Source organism: Sphingomonas sp. VDB2, assembly GCF_047946695.1.
In the GTDB taxonomy this organism is placed as follows: domain Bacteria; phylum Pseudomonadota; class Alphaproteobacteria; order Sphingomonadales; family Sphingomonadaceae; genus Sphingobium; species Sphingobium bisphenolicum.
On record NZ_CP159615.1, the window covers coordinates 2,627,179 to 2,645,169 of the forward strand.

The window sequence follows — 17,991 nt, forward strand, 5'->3', positions numbered from 1 at the left end:
GCCGGACCATATACATGGCCCGGCTGTCGCGGCAAAATTTATGATGGACCGGCGCGCGACCGCAAGGATCGCGGGCGCCGCTTACTGATTCATCGAATCGAAGAAATCTTCGTTGGTCTTGCTGTCCTTCATCTTGTCGAGCAGGAATTCCATCGCGTCGATCGTGCCCATCTGCATCAGGATGCGGCGCAGCACCCACATCTTGCTGAGTTTGGGCTTGTCGACCAGCAGCTCTTCCTTGCGGGTGCCGGACTTGCCGACGTCCAGCGCCGGGAAGATGCGCTTGTCCGCGACCTTGCGGTCCAGCACGATTTCCGAATTGCCGGTGCCCTTGAACTCTTCGAAAATGACTTCGTCCATGCGGCTGCCGGTGTCGATCAGCGCGGTGGCGATGATGGAGAGCGAGCCGCCTTCCTCGATATTACGCGCGGCGCCGAAGAAGCGCTTGGGGCGCTGGAGCGCATTGGCGTCGACACCGCCGGTCAGCACCTTGCCCGACGAGGGCACGACGGTGTTATAGGCGCGGCCGAGGCGGGTGATCGAATCGAGCAGGATGACGACATCCTTCTTATGCTCGACCAGGCGCTTGGCCTTTTCGATCACCATTTCGGCGACCTGGACGTGGCGGGTGGCGGGCTCGTCGAAGGTGGAGGAGACGACTTCCCCCTTCACGCTGCGCTGCATGTCGGTGACTTCTTCCGGGCGCTCGTCGATCAGCAGGACGATCAGGAACACTTCGGGATGATTGTCGGTGATCGCCTTGGCGATATTCTGGAGCATCACCGTCTTGCCGACGCGGGGCGGCGCGACGATCAGCGTACGCTGGCCCTTGCCCTGGGGCGAGACGATGTCGATGACGCGGGCCGACTTGTCCTTCTGGGTCGGGTCGCCCGGATCGAGCGTCAGCTTCTGTTCGGGATAGAGCGGCGTCAGATTGTCGAAATTGACGCGATGGCGGACCACATCGGGGTCGTCGAAATTGACCGACACCAGCTTGGTCAGGGCGAAATACCGCTCGCCGTCCTTGGGCGCGCGGATCTCGCCGTCTACCGTGTCGCCGGTGCGCAGACCGAAACGGCGCACCTGGTTGGGCGAGACATAGATGTCGTCGGGGCCGGCCAGGAAGTTCGCTTCGGGGCTGCGCAGGAAGCCGAAGCCGTCGGGCAACACCTCGATCGTGCCCTCGCCCATGATCTGCTCGCCATTTTCCGCCTCCGCCTTGAGGATCGCGAACATCAGATCCTGCTTGCGCAGCGTCGATGCGCTTTCGACACCCAGCTCTTCGGCCATGGTGACGAGGTCTGCGGGCGCTGTTTTCTTGAGGTCCTTGAGATGCATTGCGAATCGGTCCGATGGCGAGAGGAGGAATGCGCCGGAAATAAAGAAGGTTTTAGAACCGGGCAGGATGCCGGTCGAGTCCCGTTCCGGACGGACGGGATGGATCGTTCGCCGTTTAACGATCCGACCATGGTCAAGTCAAGATGTGTCGAGCAGGGAAAGCCGCCGGAAATCGCCTTTTTGCGCCCCATCCGGGCCGGACGGTGCCGCTGGCGCGACGACGGCCTTCCATGGTATGAATGGGCGATAAAATGGAAGGATGAGGATGGGACGGCGCCCTGTCTCGCCAAGGATCTCGTTGCGGGCTCTGCTGGGTTTCGCGCTGGCGATCGGCGCTCCGGCGCTTGCCGCCCAGGACGCTCCCCTCCCCGCCCCCGCGATCCTCGATCCCGACGTGCCGCCGGCGGTCGTCCACACCGGACCGGCGCTGGATGATCGGGTGACCATCCCGATTTCGATCGACGGCAAGGGACCATGGAACTTCGTCATCGACACCGGATCGCAGAGGACGGTGATCGCACGCGACCTGGCGCAAAAGCTGGCGCTGTCGCCTCGCGCCAATGTTACGATCATCAGCATGACCGGCCGGTCGGAGGCCGGGACGGTCGCAGTGCCGCGGCTTGGCTTTGGCGGCGGCACGATCGACGATATCGAAGCGCCGGTGCTGGAGGGCGTGGATCTGGGCGCGCCGGGCCTGCTGGGGCTGGACAGCCTGCACGCGAAACGGGTGACCCTCAATTTCCGCACCGGGCGCATGGAGATCGCCAACAGCGGCGCCACGCGCGCCCGGTCGACCGATCCCGATACGATCGTGGTGGAGGCGCGGCGCAAGCGCGGCCAGTTGATCCTGCTGGATTCCGACGTCAACGGGATGCGGGTCAACATCATGCTCGATACCGGCACCAATTTCAGTATCGGCAATCTGGCGCTGCGCGACCGGCTGCTGGCGAAGAAGCGCGCACCCGCCATGCTGGAAGCGACGCTGACCAGCGTGACCGGCGGCCTGTTGACGGGGCAGGTCGGGCGGATCAAGTCGGTGCGCATGGGGCGCGTCAACCTGACCGAGGTGCCGGTGCTGTTCGCCGACGCCAGCCCCTTTGCCGAACTGGGAATGAAGGACAAGCCGGCGCTGCTGCTGGGCATCAGCGCGCTCAAGATTTTCGACCGGGTGGCGATCGATTTCGGCAGGGGGAAGGTGGATTTCCTGCTGCCCGACGCGAGCGCGCTGAGCAAGACGCGCTTCGCCGCCAATGACGGGGTGAAGGGTTAGGGCCTAGGGATTGGGTGTCGGCCGCGGCGGTGGCTGCTGCTGCCGCTGGCGGTCGCGGCCCAGCACATTGTCGATCCATTGCTGGTCGATACGCGGCGGCTGCGGCCGGTCCTGCTGGGGCCGGTCTTCGGGGTCGACCTCCATCTGCGGATCGTCGCTATCCCCGTCCGGAGACCGTGCGCGGGGGCGTTGGATCGGCAGGCCATTCTCGTCGACCATCATGCCGCCGGGCCCGTCCGCGCCGCCGTCCATCCCGTTGTCCGGACTGCCATAATAGGCCTCCTCGTCCGGCTCCAGCTGCCATTCGGGCAAGGTCACCTGAGTTTCGAACTGTTCCACGGGGCGTTTGGCGACGGCCGCCTTCATATAATCGGCGAAGGCGCGGGCGGGCGCGCGGCCGCCCTGTAGTCCGCCCACGGACTTGGCGTCGTCGCGCCCCATCCAGACGCCGGTCGTGATGCCGCTGGAAAAGCCCAGGAAATAGCCGTCCTTGTTGCTGGTCGTGGTGCCGGTCTTGCCCGCGACCGGCCGGCCGATCTGCGCGGCCTTGCCGGTGCCGGTGCTGACCGCCGTCTGCATCAGGTCGGTCATGCCGGCGGCGACCCAGGGGGCGACCAGCACGCGGCTGGTGTCGTCCTGGTGGCTGTAGAGCAGCCGGCCGTCGGCGGTGGTCACCTTGGTGATGCCATAGGGCGTCACCGCGATGCCCTTGCGCGCGATCGAGGCGGCGGCGCGGGTCATGTCGATCAGGCGGACGTCGGACGTGCCCAGCACCATCGAGGGATGGGTATTGACCGGGGTCGTGACGCCGAAGCGGCGGGCCATGTCGGCGACGGTCGGGAAGCCGACCTCGACGCCCAGCTTCGCGGCGACCGTGTTGATCGAATAGGCGAAGGCGGTGCGGATATCGATGTCGCCGGAAAAGCGGCCCGAACTGTTGCGCGGCGACCAGCCATTGATCGTCACCGGCTCGTCGGTCACGCCGGTATCGGGCGTATAGCCCGCCTCCAGCGCCGCCATATAGACGAAAATCTTCCAGGCGGACCCCGGCTGGCGCGTCGCGGTGGTGGCGCGATTATAGTTGGACGTCACATAATCGAGGCCGCCGACCATTGCCCGCACAGCGCCGTCGCGGTCCAGGCTGACCAGCGCACCCTGGGTGCCGGACGGGACATTGGCCTGGATCGCTGCGGTCGCGGCCTTCTGCATCCCCAGGTCGATGGTGGTATAGACCTCCAGCGGCTCGTTCGGCTCGTCGATCAGCAGGTCGAGTTGGGGCAGCGCCCAGTCGGTGAAATAGCGCACGCTGTTCTGCGGCGCTTCGGGCGCCAGCTTGACGTCCTGGATGTCGGCCGCGGCCCGCTGCGACGCGGAGATGGCGCCATTTTCCTGCATCAGGTCCAGCACCACGCCGGCGCGGCCGATCGCGGCTTCCGCGTCGGCGGTGGGGGAATAGCTGGACGGCGCCTTGACCAGCCCGGCGACGATCGCGGCTTCGGGCAGGCTGAGGCTGTTGGCGGGATGGCCGAAAAATTTGCGGCTCGCGGCGTCGATGCCATAGGCGCCGCCGCCGAAATAGACCTTGTTCAGATAGAGTTCGAGGATCTGCCGCTTGGAGAATTTGCGCTCCAGCGCCAGCGCCAGCACCATTTCGCGGAGCTTGCGGCCGAAACTATAGCTGTTGTTGAGAAAGATGTTGCGCGTCACCTGCTGGGTGATGGTCGAAGCGCCCTGCCAGCGGCGGCCCGATCCGCGTCGTTCCACCGCGACCCAGGCGGCGCGCGCCATGCCGATCGGATCGACGCCGGGATGGAGGTAGAAACGCTTGTCCTCGGTCGACACCATCGCGTCGACCATGACCTGCGGGATCTGGTCATAATCCATCCAGCGGCCAAAGCTCGGCCCCAGGGACACGATCACGCTGCCGTCGGCGGCATGGACGCGGATCATCTGGCCATTGGGGGAGGATTTCAGGCTGTCATAGTCGGGCAGCGACTGCATCGCGATCACCACCGCGATAACCACGGCCAGCAGCCCGGCCACCGCCGCCGCGAGGCCGATCTTCAGCCCGCGCAGCATCCATGTCTTCGCGCGGCCACGCGGCGCGCCCTTGCTCTTGCCTGATCCTGCCATTTGTGCCGCCCCGGATACGCGCTAATCCCGGCCCCTGCCAGCGCAAATCATGCGTCCGGCGCGGAAAAAGACCGTCGCGCCTTCCATGGAGAGCGGCGCTTTACCGGGGATGAACCGACGCCAACAAATCCGTTTGCTTCGAGCTTAGTCGAGAAGCGGCCAGCATGGCGCACGCGTTTCTCCACATGCTCGAAACGAGCGGATAGTGGTGGTTACGCCTCTTCGTCGCGCGGCTTGAAGTCCAGGCTGGCGCTGTTCATGCAATAGCGCAGGCCGTTGACGCCCGGCCCGTCAGGGAAGACATGGCCCAGATGACCCTCGCAGGTCGCGCAGCGCACTTCGGTGCGGACCATGCCGTGGCTGGCGTCGCGAATCTCCTCGACCGCGTCGATATCCACCGGCGCGGTGAAGCTGGGCCAGCCCGATCCGCTGTCATATTTTTCTTCCGCGTCGAACAGTTCCGCGCCGCATCCGGCGCAATGATAGACGCCGTCGGCCTTGTTGCCATTATAGGGGCCGGTGAAGGCCCGTTCCGTGCCGGCTTCGCGCAGCACATGATATTGTTCGGGGGAAAGGCGCGCGCGCCATTCGGCTTCGCTCAGGTTCAGCTTGTCCATGGCGACAATATGGCCCCGGCGAACCGGGGGTTCAAGTCAATCGACGTTAGTCGAGAACAAACATGGTAAGCACTATATGTTGTACATTCTAAAACATGATTCATAACAACAGCTTGAATCCTGTTGACTCTTGCACAGGGTTAATACAAATTTTTCCTTGGCGCTGGAATCACTAAGGCCGCCAAGGGCTGGCACCCTTGACGGCCTGTAATTCCAGCTTCCGCGTTCGTAGGCCGAACTGCGGAAAACAGGGTCTGTCGACATGGAGACAATGAGTCTCTTCAGTCCTGATGTCAAGTTCGGCCATTTCACTCGCGAGGAGTTGCGAGGCTATGGCTAGTTACAAATATGCTCACTATGTGAGCTCGTCCGATAGCGATGCTTTTGATAAGGAATATGGTCCCGGACAAAATGTGCCTTGGTCGGGAATCTATCGTTGCAAGGGCTGCGGGTGGGAAATAGCGGCCAATGGTGGCAACCCATTTCCGCCGCAAAATCACCACCAGCATCCGCAAAGTAGCGGGAGCATCAGGTGGAAGCTGATCGTTTACGCTGTCCACAAGTCCTAATTTTTAGTGTGGGCGCTGCGGTGCCCACACTATCGCTCGCGCGCTGCCTGCCGCGCGATCGTCAGCAATTCGTGGCGTACCATCAGGTCGCCCAGCCCCCGGCCCGACCGGGTGGCGCGCTCTGCATCCAGCAGCCGTTGCAGCACGCGGGCGATGCCAGGCGCATCCCATTGCCGCACCTGCCGCGACACCAGCCCCTTTTCCTTCCAGAATACTGCCTTGCCCGCCGCCTCGACCGCGCCTTCCAGCCGGCCGCCGGCGTCGAAATCGGTGCGGATATGGGCGATCAGCATCGCGCGGTTCAGCAGCGGGCGGATGACCGAGGCCATCGCCGTGCCGGTTTCGCTGAGGCTGGTGAGTTCGCGGTGCATGGCCTTGAGGTCGCCGCCCAGCACGGCGTTGACCAGCGGGCCGACTTCCGTGTCGGGATTGTCGGCGGACAAGGCGTCGAGCGCCTCCGCCGTCGCCTCGCGCGGCCGGTCGGGCGCGGCGTCGAGATAGAGGATCAGCTTCTCGATCTCGCCGGCCATCAGCGCGCGGTCGCCATTGGCGAGATCTACGATGCGGCGGGCGAGGTCGGATGGCAGGCGCAGCCCGCCGTCGCGGGCGATGCCGACCGCGATCTGTTCCGATTCGCGCGCGTCGGGCTGGTAGGAGATGCAGGCCATCACCGCCTTGTGATCCAGAGCCAGCTTGACCAGCTTCGACGTGGCTTTCAGCGCGCCGGCGACCGCGATCACCGGGTTGCCAGCGGCTTCCGCCTCCAGCAGCGCCGTCAGCGCCGGCACCGATTCCTCGCCCATGCCGTTGATGCGAATCCAGCGTTTGTCGCCGAACATGGAAAAGGATGCGGCTTCGTCGGACAGCCGGGCGGGATCGTCCTTCAGCGTCGCGCCGTCCAGGTCGATCCGTTCCGCCTGCGGCCCCATGGCGCGCTCCAGCCGCTTGGCCAGCGATTCGCTGCCTGCTTCGTCGGGTCCGTAGAGCAGGAAGAAGCGGATATCCTGTGGCGGCGCGTCGAGCGCCCGTTCGATCTGGCCGCGATTGGCCTTCAAGGATTGGCCGCCTTGCGCGAATAGAGCGCCAGCCGGGTGACGATCTGGTCCGCCACCGTCTGCGACAGCCGTTCCAGCGCCGTGTCTTCGGCCGCGATCGTGGCATATTCGCTCGACGTGACGTCGATGCCCGCGTCGGACCCGGCAGTATCGTCCAGCAACTGCGCGCCGGTGGCTTCATCGACGAGTTGATAGCGCGCCCGCAACGTGCGGCGCTCGCGGGTGATGGCGGCGTCGGCGCGCAGGCCGAAGCCGCTGATATCGTCGTCCAGCTTCACCACCAGCTTGTAGCGTGGGCCGCTGCCGCTGTTCATCGCCGACAGCCGGTCGTTGAGCGCATTGCGCACCAGCCATCCGCCCTTGCCCTCGATCGGTTCGACCGTGACATTGCCCAGCGCCTGCGCCACCGCACCCTGTCCGCCCCCGCCATAGACGGGGCGCAGCCCGCAGGCGGAGAGGAACAACGGGATGGCGAGCAGGGGCAGGATGCGCTTCATGGGTGAGACCTTTAACCGTTCGGGCTGAGCTTGTCGAAGCCCCTTCCTGCCTTCAAGGCCGTTTTAGAAGACGATATTCACCAGCCGGTCGGGCACGACGATGATCTTCTTGGGCGTGGCCCCGTCCAGCGTGCGGATGACGTTGGGCGCGGCCAGCGCCAGCCGTTCCAGTTCGTCCTTCGGCGTCCCCTTGGGCACGGTGATGGTGTCGCGCAGCTTGCCCATCACCTGGCAGGCGATGGTGACTTCGTCGTCCACCAGCAGCGCCGGATCGACCGGCGGCCAGGCGGCGTCGGCGATCAGGCCGTTTCCGTGCATCTCCGCCCAGCCCTCTTCGGCCAGATGCGGGGTCATCGGCGCGACCAGCAGCGCAAGGCCACGGATCGCGGCGGTGCGCGACGCGGACGGCTTGGCCTTCTCGATCGCGTTGACCAGTTCGTAGATTTTGGCGACGGCCTTGTTGAAGCCCAGCGCCTCGATATCCCGGGCGACGCCATCGACGGTCTGGTGCAGCTTGCGATCCAGCGCTTTGTCGGCGCCTTCCGCCGACGCGTCATATTCGCCGAACAGCCGCCACACGCGGTTGACGAAGCGCCACGATCCCTCGATTCCTGCCTCGGTCCAGGGCAGGTCGCGCTCGGGCGGGCTGTCGGACAGCATGAACCAGCGTACCGCGTCCGCGCCATATTGGGCGATGATGTCGTCGGGATCGACGACATTCTTCTTGGACTTGGACATTTTGATCACGCGGCCGACCTCGACCGGCGCAGCGTCGGCGATCAGGGTCGCGCCCTCGGACGTCCGGTCGATCTCGCCGGGTGCGAAATAGACGGGGGGCAGCCCCTCGCCCTGCTCGCGGCTATAGGTCTCGTGCGTCACCATGCCCTGCGTGAACAGGCCGGTGAATGGCTCGGCGAAGCCCAATTGCCCCATATGCTGGAGCGCGCGGGTCCAGAAGCGGGCGTAGAGCAAGTGCAGGATCGCATGTTCCACGCCGCCGATATATTGGCCGACCGGCAGCCATTTCTCGACCGTCTCCCGATCGAACGGCTTGTCGGATGGCTGGCTAGCGAAGCGGATGAAATACCAGCTTGAATCGGCGAAGGTGTCGAGCGTATCGGTTTCGCGCACCGCCGGTTGGCCGCAGGACGGGCAATCGACATGCTTCCAGGTCGGATGGCGATCGAGCGGATTGCCCGGCACATCGAAGGTGATGTCTTCGGGCAAAATGACCGGCAACTGCGCTTTGGGCACGCCCACCGGGCCGCACGTCTCGCAATGGATCACCGGGATCGGCGTGCCCCAGTAGCGCTGGCGCGACACGCCCCAGTCGCGCAGGCGGAACACGGTCTTGCCCGCCCCCCAGCCTTCCGATTCGGCGCGGCGGATGACGTCGGCCTTCGCCTCGTCCACGGTCATGCCGTCGAGAAAGCGGGAGTTCACCAGGCGGCCCGGCGCACTATAGGCTTCGTTATGGATCGGCGCCTGCTCGTCGCCCTCGGCCGCGACCACGCGCTCGACGGGGAGCATATATTTGCGCGCAAAGTCGAGGTCGCGCTGGTCGTGCGCGGGCACGCCCATGACCGCGCCGGTGCCATAGTCCATCAGCACGAAATTGGCGATGAAGACCGGCAGGTGCCAGTCGGGATCGAACGGATGCGCGACGGTCAGGCCGGTGTCGAAACCCAGCTTCTCCGCCGTTTCCAGTTCGGCCGCGGTGGTGCCGCCCGCCTTGCATTGATCGATGAAGGCGACCGCTTGCGGGTTGTTCGCGGCGACGGCCTGCGCGATCGGGTGGTCGGCGGCGATCGCGACGAAGCTGGCCCCGAAAATCGTGTCGGGCCGGGTCGAATAGACCTCGATCCGGCTGTCGAACGGCGCGACCGGTTCGAAATGGAATTGCAAACCGACCGATTTGCCGATCCAGTTTTCCTGCATCAGCTTCACCTTGTCAGGCCACTGGTCCAGCGTGGCGAGGCCCGCCACCAGATCGTCGGCGAACTGGGTGATCTTCAGGAACCATTGGCTCAGCTTGCGCTTCTCGACCAGCGCGCCCGATCGCCAGCCGCGCCCGTCGATCACCTGCTCGTTGGCCAGCACGGTCATGTCGACCGGGTCCCAATTGACCGCCGATTCCTTGCGATAGACCATGCCCGCTTCCAGCATGTCCAGGAACAGCGCCTGTTCATGGCCATAATAGTCCGGCTCGCAGGTGGCGAGTTCGCGGCTCCAGTCGATCGCGAAGCCCAGCTTCTTCAACTGCGCGCGCATGTTGGCGATGTTGGACCGCGTCCATTCGCCCGGATGGACCTTCTTTTCCATCGCCGCATTTTCGGCCGGCATGCCAAAGGCGTCCCAGCCCATCGGATGCAGCACTTCATGCCCCGTCATCCGGCGGAATCGCGCCAGCACGTCGCCCATCGAATAGTTGCGGACATGGCCGATATGGATGCGCCCCGACGGATAGGGGAACATCTCCAGCACATAGCTGCGCGGCTTGGGCGACGCATCGTCGGCCTTGAAGCTCTGCTGCTCGTCCCAGGTCGCCTGCCAGCGGGCGTCGGCCTCAAGCGGGTTGAAGCGCCTTTGCATGTCATGTCCTTACAAATGCGATCGGGCTGGACCTTTCCAAGCCCAGCCCCGACGGATCAGAAAAATGGGACGCCGCGCCTGCGCCGCCCGAACCGGTGGGTCAGCCGATCGCCATGCGGCGCAGGTCGCGCGCCTTGGTCAGGATCACTTCCTCCAGCTTCTGCACGGTGGCCGCGGCGACCGGGGCGTCGACCCACTGGCCGCCCTGGTTGACCTGGCGGCTGGCCGCGACGCGCAGCGCGTCGGCGCGCAAATCCTGGTCCAGGATCGACACGGTCAGCTTCATCCGTTCATTGGGGCTGTTGGGATTGGCATACCAGTCGGTGACGATCACGCCGCCGTTCGAATCGGTCTGCACCATCGGCATGAAGGACAGGGTGTCGAGCGAGGCGCGCCACAGATAGGCGTTGACGCCGATCGTCGTGACCTTCGATGCGGCGAGGTCGGCCTTGGGCCGGTCCTTGGCGCCGCCACCGCAAGCGGCCAGCGGAAGGAGCGCGGCCAGCAGCAGGCCGGCGGTTGCAGAAGCGGGAAGGCGGCGGACCATCAGGCATGTCCTAGCATGAAAAGACGACAAAAACTGACCGCTTCTATAGTGGTCGTGCGGCGCGGGGCAAGGGGGCGCGACCGCGCACGCGACGGGATGCGTGATCGCGCGCGCTGGTAACGCTCCCGTTCGGCGGCCGACGCCTGTGTGTTCCATGCAACAGCTCGGACAAAAAGGCGTTCTGCCCCTAGTCAGTGGAGGCTTTGCGGGTGTAGAGCGTTACGCAAGACATATCGGCGGGGAAAAGAATCGGGTCATGCGTGTGAACAGGGGATATTTGGCAGGAACGGGCGCGGCGCTGGCCGTCGCTGGCTTCATGCTGTCTCCCGCTTTCGGCGCGGCGACCGATCTGATGCGGCTGCGTGCGGAAGCGCCTGTGTCGCTGGGCGATCTGGGCAGCATTTCCTCCTTCACCCCCACCATCAAGGACCCGCGTCTTGCCGCGGCCTATGCGAAGATCGCGGCGTCGGCGGGTCGGCAGGGTTTTCGTTTCACCCCGACCAGCGGCTCGCAGAGCGGCCAGCGTTCGATCACCGTCATGGTGCGCGCGGCCGGTGACGACCGGGTGGCGGTGAACCGCGCGATCGATGCGATCGACATCAAGCCGGTGGCGTTCAGCCTGAACGGCGCGCATAACTGGCGCAAGTTCGCCCTGCCCGACGCGGTCGGCCGCAAGGCGCTGGACCCGGTGCCGGTCGAAACCATGGTCGATGCGAAGAATTTCTCGCTGGATGACGGCAAGAAGGATCGGTTCAGCACCAAGGTGCTGCTCGAAAGCCGCCGCGAACCCGGCGCGACCGTACGCAATCCGTCGGCGGACAAGGATTATTCGCTCGATCTCGCCAGCTCCTATTCGCTGACGCGCAACCTGAACGTCACCGCCGGCGTGCGCTACAATAATAGCGTGGCGGGTCGCCTGACCCCGATGACCGACGAGCGGCAGGACAGCCAGGCCGTCTATCTGGGCACCATCTTTAAATTCTGATGCGCTGACGGTCCGTCGATCGTCTTCCCGTTCATCTGATTGCTTTGCGTTCGTTGATTCGGCCGTGCTGCGCCTTTCGCCTTGTCGTTTCGATCGATTCGGCGTCACCCGTGCCCGGTCACGAGCGATGGCAGCGGTTCGCCGGCGAAATGGGCGGCCAGATTGGCCATCAGCGCCTGCGCCATCCGGCCCACTGCCTCATGCGTCGCGCCGCCGCTATGCGGGGTCAGCACCAGATGGGGCATATCGGCCCAGCGTGACGGATCGGTCGGTTCGGGGTCGAACACGTCGAGCGCTGCGCCGCCCAGCCGCCCCTTCCGCAACGCGACGACCAGCGCCGCCTCATCCACCAATTGTCCGCGTCCGACATTGACCAGCAATCCGTCCGGGCCGAGCGCGTCCATGATCCGGGCATCGATCATGCCGCGATTATCTGCATCGGCGCGCGCGGCGACCAGCAGGATGTCGCTGTCTCGGGCCAGAGTCTCCAGCGTGTCGGCGCGGGGCCACGGCAGGTCGGGCTTGGGCCGTGGCCCCCACCAGCCGACGCGCATCTTCATCGCCGCAGCCCGTTCGGCCGCCGCCTGGCCGATCGCGCCCATGCCGACGATCCCCAGCCGTGCGCCGCCGATCGACCGGGTGATCATCTTGGTCGCGGCGGTCCAGCCGCCGCCACGCACCTGGCGGTCGCCGTCCACGATCCGGCGGCGATGCGCCAGCATCAGGCCGATCGCATGGTCGGCGACATCCTCCGCATTGACATTGCCGGCATGGGCGACGGCGATGCCCCGCTGCCGCGCCAGCCCCAGATCGACACCATCATAGCCCACGGTGAAGCAGGCGATGAGGCGCAGCCGCGGCATCGCGTCGATCAGGTCGCGGCCGAGTGGAAATTCGCCCGCCCAGACCAGCGCATCCACTGCGGACAGCCGATCCGGCGCGGGCGCATCCCACAAGGCGATGACGTCATGATCCGCCTCCAGCAGCGGCAGCAGCGGCGCCAGATGCGGCTGGCCCAGCAACAGCAAGGGGCGGGTCATGGCTCAGCCGACCTGCCGCAACGCCTGGGCGAAATCGGCGATCAGGTCGTCGGCATCCTCGCAGCCGATCGAGATGCGGACCATATTGTCGCCGATCGCCAGCGCCTTCTTGCGCTCGGCCGGCACGGACAGATGGGTCATGGCGGCGGGATGACTGGCGAGCGTCTCGGTCCCGCCCAGGCTGACCGCCAGCTTGGCGATCTTGAGCGCGTCGAGAAAGGCGAAGGCCTCCGCCTCGCCACCCTTGAGGTAGAGCGAGAAGGTCGATCCCGCGCCGGTGCAATGACGGCGGTAGATATCGGCCTGCCGCTCGGTTTCGGGGAAGCCGAGATAGACGACCTTCTCCACCTGCGGCTGGTCCTTGAGCCAGGCGCAGACTTTCTCCGCATTCTCGCCCGCCCGGCTCATGCGCAATTCCAGCGTCTCCAGCGATCGCAGCAGCATCCAGGCGCTATGGGGATCGAGGATCGTGCCGATCGTGTTGCGCATCAACCGGATGGTGGTGATCAGCGCGTTGGAGCCCAGCACCCCGCCCGCGACGAGGTCGCTATGCCCGCCGGCATATTTGGTCAGGCTGTAGATGACGAGGTCAGCGCCATGGGCGAGCGGCTTGTGCCACAGCGGCCCCAGGAACGTATTGTCGATCGCGATCGGCGGGACATGCGCTTCCCCGGCGAACAGCGAGTCGCGCCGCGCGACCACCGCTTCCACGTCGACAAGCACGTTGGTCGGGTTGGCCGGGCTTTCCAGATAGAGCAGGGCGACGCGGCCCAGACCCCTGGCCTTCTCGATCACCGCGCCGATTTCTTCTTCGGTCGCGCCGGCCGGAAAATCGAGCCACTGCACCCCGAATTTGCCCAATATGCGGCCGATCAGCGATTCGGTCGCGGCATAGAGCGGCGCCGAATGGACGATCACGTCGCCGGGCTGCACCAGCGCCAGCAATGTGGTGGCGATGGCCGACATGCCGCTGGAAAAGAGCAGCGCATCTTCCGCCTCTTCCCACACCGACAGGCGATCCTCGCAAATCTCCTGATTGGGGCCGTTGAAGCGGGAATAGACCAGCCCTTCCGACCCGCCGGGACGAATGCCGGTCACGCCCTCGAAATGGCGCTTGCCGGCCGCGGCGCTTTCGAAGGCGAAGGTGGAGGTCAGGAAGATGGGCGGCTTGAGCGACCCCTCCGACAGGGTCGGATCATAGCCATGGCCCATCATCAGCGTGGCAGGCTTCAGCTTGCGGCCGTCGATCTCCATGATCGGGGCCTTGGGGCGGCGGCGGTTGCGCGGGGCTTCCACGCCGGTCAGGTCGGCTTCGGTTTCGCCGGTCATATCATATCTCCTGCTGGCGGCGTCTGATGCGCCGCTGTCGTGGCGGGAGTGTAACGCAGGGCGGCGGCGGAGGGCCAGAGGGGCGCGTAAGATTATTTCTTGCCGTTATATGATTATTCCGCGTGCCCCGCGGCGATTCAGGCGACCAGCCCCTCTTCGACCTCGATATCGACCGGCGACTCATCCTGTACGACCGGATGATGCGGCGTGCAGAGACGACCGACATTCAACGTCTCGGCATAAAAGCCCCACCATTGGGTCCAGAAGGCGGCAGGCATGAACCAGATGTCGAAAAAGACGTCCGGCATCGGCTCTGTGTGGATGGTCTTGGTCATGGCCACTCTCCATGCGCTATGCTGCGCAACAGACTATACGCTTGATCCTGTAGGGCGTTGCGCGGTCCTGAAGGAAGAGGCGCAATCTACCATGGCCGAAACCTCGTGGCAAAGCGCAGAGCGTGACAGCGGGACCATGGCTCCCTACATCCCCCTGATGCCGCTCGCCCTCCCCGCCATCATTGGACGCTGGTTCGCGTCGCGCGGATGGCGACCGCGGCGGCACCAGATGGACATGCTGGGGGCGGCGCAGCGAGGCGACCATGCTTTGCTGGTCGCGCCGACCGGCGCGGGCAAGACGCTGGCCGGATTCCTGCCCAGCCTCGCCGATCTGATCGCCCATCCGACCGACCGGTTGCATACCCTTTATGTCTCGCCCCTGAAGGCGCTCGCGGTCGATGTGCGGCGCAACCTCCTGACCCCGATCGAGGAGATGGGGCTTCCCATCAGCGTGGAGACGCGCACCGGCGACACGCCGTCCGATCGCAAGGCGCGGCAGCGCGTCCGTCCGCCGCAGATATTGCTGACCACGCCCGAATCGCTGTCGCTGCTGCTCAGCTATCCCGACGCGGCCTTGCTCTTTTCCGACCTGCGGACCGTGATCGTCGATGAAGTCCATGCCTTCGCCACGCAGAAGCGAGGCGACCTGCTCAGCCTGTCGATGGCGCGGTTGCAGGCGATCAACCCGGCGCTGCGCCGCGTCGCCCTGTCCGCCACGGTCGCCGATGTCGACGCCTATCGCGCCTGGCTCGCACCCGATGGCGATATCGACAGGGTGACGCCGGTGATGGGCGAAGCGGGCGCGGAGCCGAACGTCGCCATCCTGATCCCCGAAGGCCGCGTCCCCTGGTCGGGCCATTCGGGCAAATATGCCGCGAAACAGGTGATGGCGGAGATAGAGGCGCGGCAGACGACGCTGGTCTTCTGCAATACGCGCGGCCTCGCCGAACTCATCTTCCAGGAACTCTGGTCCGCCAATGACGCCAACCTGCCGATCGCCATCCACCATGGCAGCCTGTCGATCGAGGCGCGGCGCAAGGTCGAATCGGCGATGGCGGCGGGGAAGCTGCGCGCGTTGGTGGCGACGGCCTCGCTCGATCTTGGCGTCGACTGGGGCAATGTCGATTGCGTGATCCAGATGGGCGCGCCCAAGGGATCGTCACGCCTGCTCCAGCGGATCGGCCGCGCCAATCACCGGCTGGATCAGGCGAGCGAGGCGATCCTGATTCCGGGGAACCGCTTCGAATATCTGGAGGCGCGCGCCGCCCTCGATGCCGTCGAGGCGGGCGAGCGCGACGCCGACGATTTCCGCGCCGGCAGCCTGGATGTGCTGGCCCAGCATGTGATGGGCCTGGCCTGCGCCGGGCCGTTCCGGGCGGAGGATCTGCTGGACGAGCTGCGATCCGCCACGCCCTATAGCGGGCTGACCGCCGAAGCCTTCGACCATGTCCTGCATTTCATCGAGGGCGGCGGCTATGCGCTGCGCGCCTATGACCGGTTCAAGCGGCTGACGCAGGACGATGATGGCCAGGGCAATGTGCTTTGGCGCGTGTCCCACCCGCGCTTCATCCAGCAGCATCGGCTCAATGCCGGCATCATCGTCGACCAGCCGGCGCTCGCCGTTCGCTTCGCCAACGGGCGCAAGCTGGGCACGGTCGAGGAAGGCTTCGCGGCGCAGCTACGCCCCGGCGACAGTTTCTTCTTCTCCGGCATGGCGCTGGAGGTGGTGCGGATGGACACGTCCGACCTCACGGTCCGGGCGACATCGAAGCAGGCGCGCATTCCCAGTTGGGGCGGCACCCGCATGGCGATGTCCACCCGCCTCGCCGACCGGGTGCGGCATTTCCTGGCGGCGCCGCAGGAATGGCATCGCTTTCCACCCGATGTACGCGAATGGCTGGAGATGCAGAAGCTGCGCTCCGCCCTGCCCCAGCCCGGCCAGCTCCTGATCGAAACCTTCCCGCATGAAGGGCGCCATTATCTCGTCTGCTACAGCTTCGAGGGCTGGAATGCGCACCAGTCGCTCGGCATGTTGCTGACCCGGCGGATGGAGAGCCAGGGGCTGATGCCCTTGGGTTTCGTCTCCAACGACTATGCGCTGGCGGTCTATGGACTGAAGCCCGTGACGGATCCGAAGAGCCTGTTTTCCGCCGATATCCTCGACCATGAATTTGTCGACTGGGTTGAGCAGTCGAGCCTCCTGAAGCGCGCCTTTCGCGATGTGGCGGTGATTTCGGGCCTGATCGAGCGCCAGCATCCGGGCAAGCGCAAGACCGGGCGGCAGGTGACCTTCTCGACCGACCTCATCTATGACGTGCTGCGCAAATATCAGCCCGACCATCTGCTCCTGAAGGCCGCCTGGGCCGATGCGCGCGCGCGGATGACCGATGTCGGGCGGCTGGGCGACCTGATCGACCGGGCGGCGACGACGATGCTCCATGTCACGCTGGAACGGGTCAGTCCGCTCGCCGTGCCGGTGCTGATCCTGATCGGCCGCGAACATGTGGCGCAACCAGCGGCCGAGGATGCGCTGCTGATAGAGGCCGAAGCGCTGGTGGCCGAAGCGATGCGCGCGGATTAAGGCGCGTCGTCGCCCCCGTCCCGTTCGCCCCCGTCCCGTTCGCCCCCATCCCGTTCGCCGCCGCAGCCTTTCAGCGTCCCCTCGCCGAACGCCACCTGCACCCGGTCGGACCAGATCGCATCGCTCATGCCGTCGCTGCACGGTCCTTGCGTCAGCGTCATGGCAAAGCCGTCGCCCTGATAGCGGATAGCCTTGTCGTCCGCCTCCGTCCGCACGGAAAAGCGCTGCGGCGCATGGCCCGGCCGTTCCAGCGTAGCGGTCGATCCGCGGACAGTGACCGCCCAGAAAGGCTCGGTGCCGATCGCGCGATAAGCGGGTGCGGCGGGGCGTGGCGATGATGTTCCACGTGAAACCAAAGGCTTGGGCAGTACGGCGGTCGGCGGAGGCGGGGCCGCCGTCATCGCCTCATGCACGACGCCCCCCTTGTCGATCGGCACGGCGATCGCCTTGGCCGGCACCGGCTGCGTCTGATTCGCGACCGGCTCCCCGTCCCCGCACCCGCCGAGCAGGGCGACGGGCAGCAGCAGGCGCGCCGCCTTCATGGCCGCAGCGCGTCGCGGCGGAAGCAGGAGACGGCATGGTCGTTGACCAGGCCGGTCGCCTGCATCCACGCATAGGCGATGGTCGGGCCGACGAATTTGAAACCGCGCGCCTTCAAATCCTTCGAGATAGCAACCGATAGCGGGGTCTGCGCCGGGACGGTCACCCCGTCCCCCTGCAACGGTACCCCATCGACGAAGGACCAGGCATAGGCGGAAAAATCCTCGCCCGCGTCCCGCATCGCGCAGAAGATGCGCGCGCCCGCGATCGTCGCGACGATCTTGGCCCGCGCCCGGACGATGCCGGGGTCGCCCATCAGCCGTTCGACATCCGCATCGGTGAAGGCCGCGACCTTGTCCGGGTCGAAGCCGGCAAAGGCGGCGCGGAATGTCTCGCGCTTGCGCAGGATGGTGATCCAGGACAGGCCAGCCTGGAATCCCTCCAGCATCAGCATTTCCCAGAGCATCCGCGAATCGCGTTCCGGCACGCCCCATTCATCGTCATGATAGGCGCAATAAAGCGGGTCGGTCCCGGCCCAGCCGCAGCGGACCCGCTCCATCACA

15 protein-coding genes are annotated in these 17,991 nt (G+C 65.6%); 3 read left to right on the forward strand and 12 right to left on the reverse strand.

Going from position 1 to position 17,991, the window contains the following annotated elements:
- Positions 1–81: 81 nt before the first annotated feature.
- Positions 82–1,338 (reverse strand): transcription termination factor Rho, encoded by a 1,257-nt coding sequence (rho, locus tag ABT375_RS13135; protein WP_224546648.1) that lies wholly within the window; start codon positions 1,336–1,338, stop codon positions 82–84.
- Between the two features lie 265 nt (positions 1,339–1,603).
- On the opposite strand from rho, the gene ABT375_RS13140 reads away from it, so the two are divergent.
- On the forward strand, positions 1,604–2,608 hold the full coding sequence (locus tag ABT375_RS13140; RefSeq protein WP_416462880.1) for an aspartyl protease family protein: 1,005 nt from the start codon (positions 1,604–1,606) through the stop codon (positions 2,606–2,608).
- 3 nt (positions 2,609–2,611) lie between these two features.
- Here ABT375_RS13140 and ABT375_RS13145 read toward each other — a convergent pair whose 3' ends face one another.
- The 6 genes from ABT375_RS13145 to ABT375_RS13170 form a co-directional block, all read right to left on the reverse strand.
- Entirely contained in the window at positions 2,612–4,741 is a 2,130-nt protein-coding gene (locus ABT375_RS13145; RefSeq protein ID WP_416462882.1) for a transglycosylase domain-containing protein, read from the reverse strand.
- Between the two features lie 212 nt (positions 4,742–4,953).
- Complete coding sequence (gene msrB, locus ABT375_RS13150; RefSeq protein WP_416462884.1) at positions 4,954–5,358, reverse strand: peptide-methionine (R)-S-oxide reductase MsrB; 405 nt, start codon at positions 5,356–5,358, stop codon at positions 4,954–4,956.
- Between the two features lie 598 nt (positions 5,359–5,956).
- Positions 5,957–6,982, reverse strand: a complete 1,026-nt coding sequence (gene holA, locus ABT375_RS13155) for a DNA polymerase III subunit delta (RefSeq protein WP_416462885.1) — start codon at positions 6,980–6,982, stop codon at positions 5,957–5,959.
- Positions 6,979–7,479, reverse strand: a complete 501-nt coding sequence (gene lptE / locus ABT375_RS13160; protein ID WP_224546658.1) for an LPS assembly lipoprotein LptE — start codon at positions 7,477–7,479, stop codon at positions 6,979–6,981. Before lptE ends, holA begins: the two co-directional genes overlap by 4 nt.
- A 63-nt stretch (positions 7,480–7,542) precedes the next feature.
- Positions 7,543–10,071, reverse strand: coding sequence for a leucine--tRNA ligase (leuS, locus tag ABT375_RS13165; protein ID WP_416462887.1), 2,529 nt, complete (start codon positions 10,069–10,071; stop codon positions 7,543–7,545).
- A 100-nt stretch (positions 10,072–10,171) separates the two neighbouring features.
- Positions 10,172–10,618 carry a DUF3576 domain-containing protein gene (locus ABT375_RS13170; protein WP_224546662.1) on the reverse strand — a complete coding sequence of 149 codons (447 nt, stop codon included), beginning with the start codon at positions 10,616–10,618 and terminating at the stop codon, positions 10,172–10,174.
- A gap of 256 nt (positions 10,619–10,874) precedes the next feature.
- On the opposite strand from ABT375_RS13170, the gene ABT375_RS13175 reads away from it, so the two are divergent.
- Positions 10,875–11,603, forward strand: coding sequence for a hypothetical protein (locus ABT375_RS13175; RefSeq protein ID WP_224546664.1), 729 nt, complete (start codon positions 10,875–10,877; stop codon positions 11,601–11,603).
- 104 nt (positions 11,604–11,707) lie between these two features.
- Here ABT375_RS13175 and ABT375_RS13180 read toward each other — a convergent pair whose 3' ends face one another.
- The 3 genes from ABT375_RS13180 to ABT375_RS13190 form a co-directional block, all read right to left on the reverse strand.
- Entirely contained in the window at positions 11,708–12,643 is a 936-nt protein-coding gene (locus ABT375_RS13180; RefSeq protein ID WP_416462889.1) for a 2-hydroxyacid dehydrogenase, read from the reverse strand.
- Positions 12,644–12,646: 3 nt separating this feature from the next.
- Positions 12,647–13,972 (reverse strand): cystathionine gamma-synthase family protein, encoded by a 1,326-nt coding sequence (locus tag ABT375_RS13185; protein WP_224546666.1) that lies wholly within the window; start codon positions 13,970–13,972, stop codon positions 12,647–12,649.
- Between the two features lie 137 nt (positions 13,973–14,109).
- The gene (locus ABT375_RS13190; RefSeq protein ID WP_224546668.1) at positions 14,110–14,307 is read right to left on the reverse strand and encodes a hypothetical protein; all 198 of its coding nucleotides are present in this window, start codon (positions 14,305–14,307) and stop codon (positions 14,110–14,112) included.
- 157 nt (positions 14,308–14,464) lie between these two features.
- Between ABT375_RS13190 and ABT375_RS13195 the strand changes: the two genes are divergently transcribed.
- The gene (locus ABT375_RS13195; RefSeq protein ID WP_416464900.1) at positions 14,465–16,888 is read left to right on the forward strand and encodes a ligase-associated DNA damage response DEXH box helicase; all 2,424 of its coding nucleotides are present in this window, start codon (positions 14,465–14,467) and stop codon (positions 16,886–16,888) included.
- Here the strand turns inward: ABT375_RS13195 and ABT375_RS13200 are convergent.
- Both ABT375_RS13200 and ABT375_RS13205 read right to left on the reverse strand, forming a co-directional pair.
- Positions 16,885–17,430 (reverse strand): membrane-like protein, encoded by a 546-nt coding sequence (locus tag ABT375_RS13200; protein ID WP_416462891.1) that lies wholly within the window; start codon positions 17,428–17,430, stop codon positions 16,885–16,887. The genes ABT375_RS13195 and ABT375_RS13200 overlap by 4 nt on opposite strands.
- Positions 17,427–17,987: a DNA-3-methyladenine glycosylase I gene (locus ABT375_RS13205; protein ID WP_416462893.1), complete on the reverse strand. Its 561-nt coding sequence runs from the start codon at positions 17,985–17,987 to the stop codon at positions 17,427–17,429. Before ABT375_RS13205 ends, ABT375_RS13200 begins: the two co-directional genes overlap by 4 nt.
- Positions 17,988–17,991: the final 4 nt, after the last annotated feature.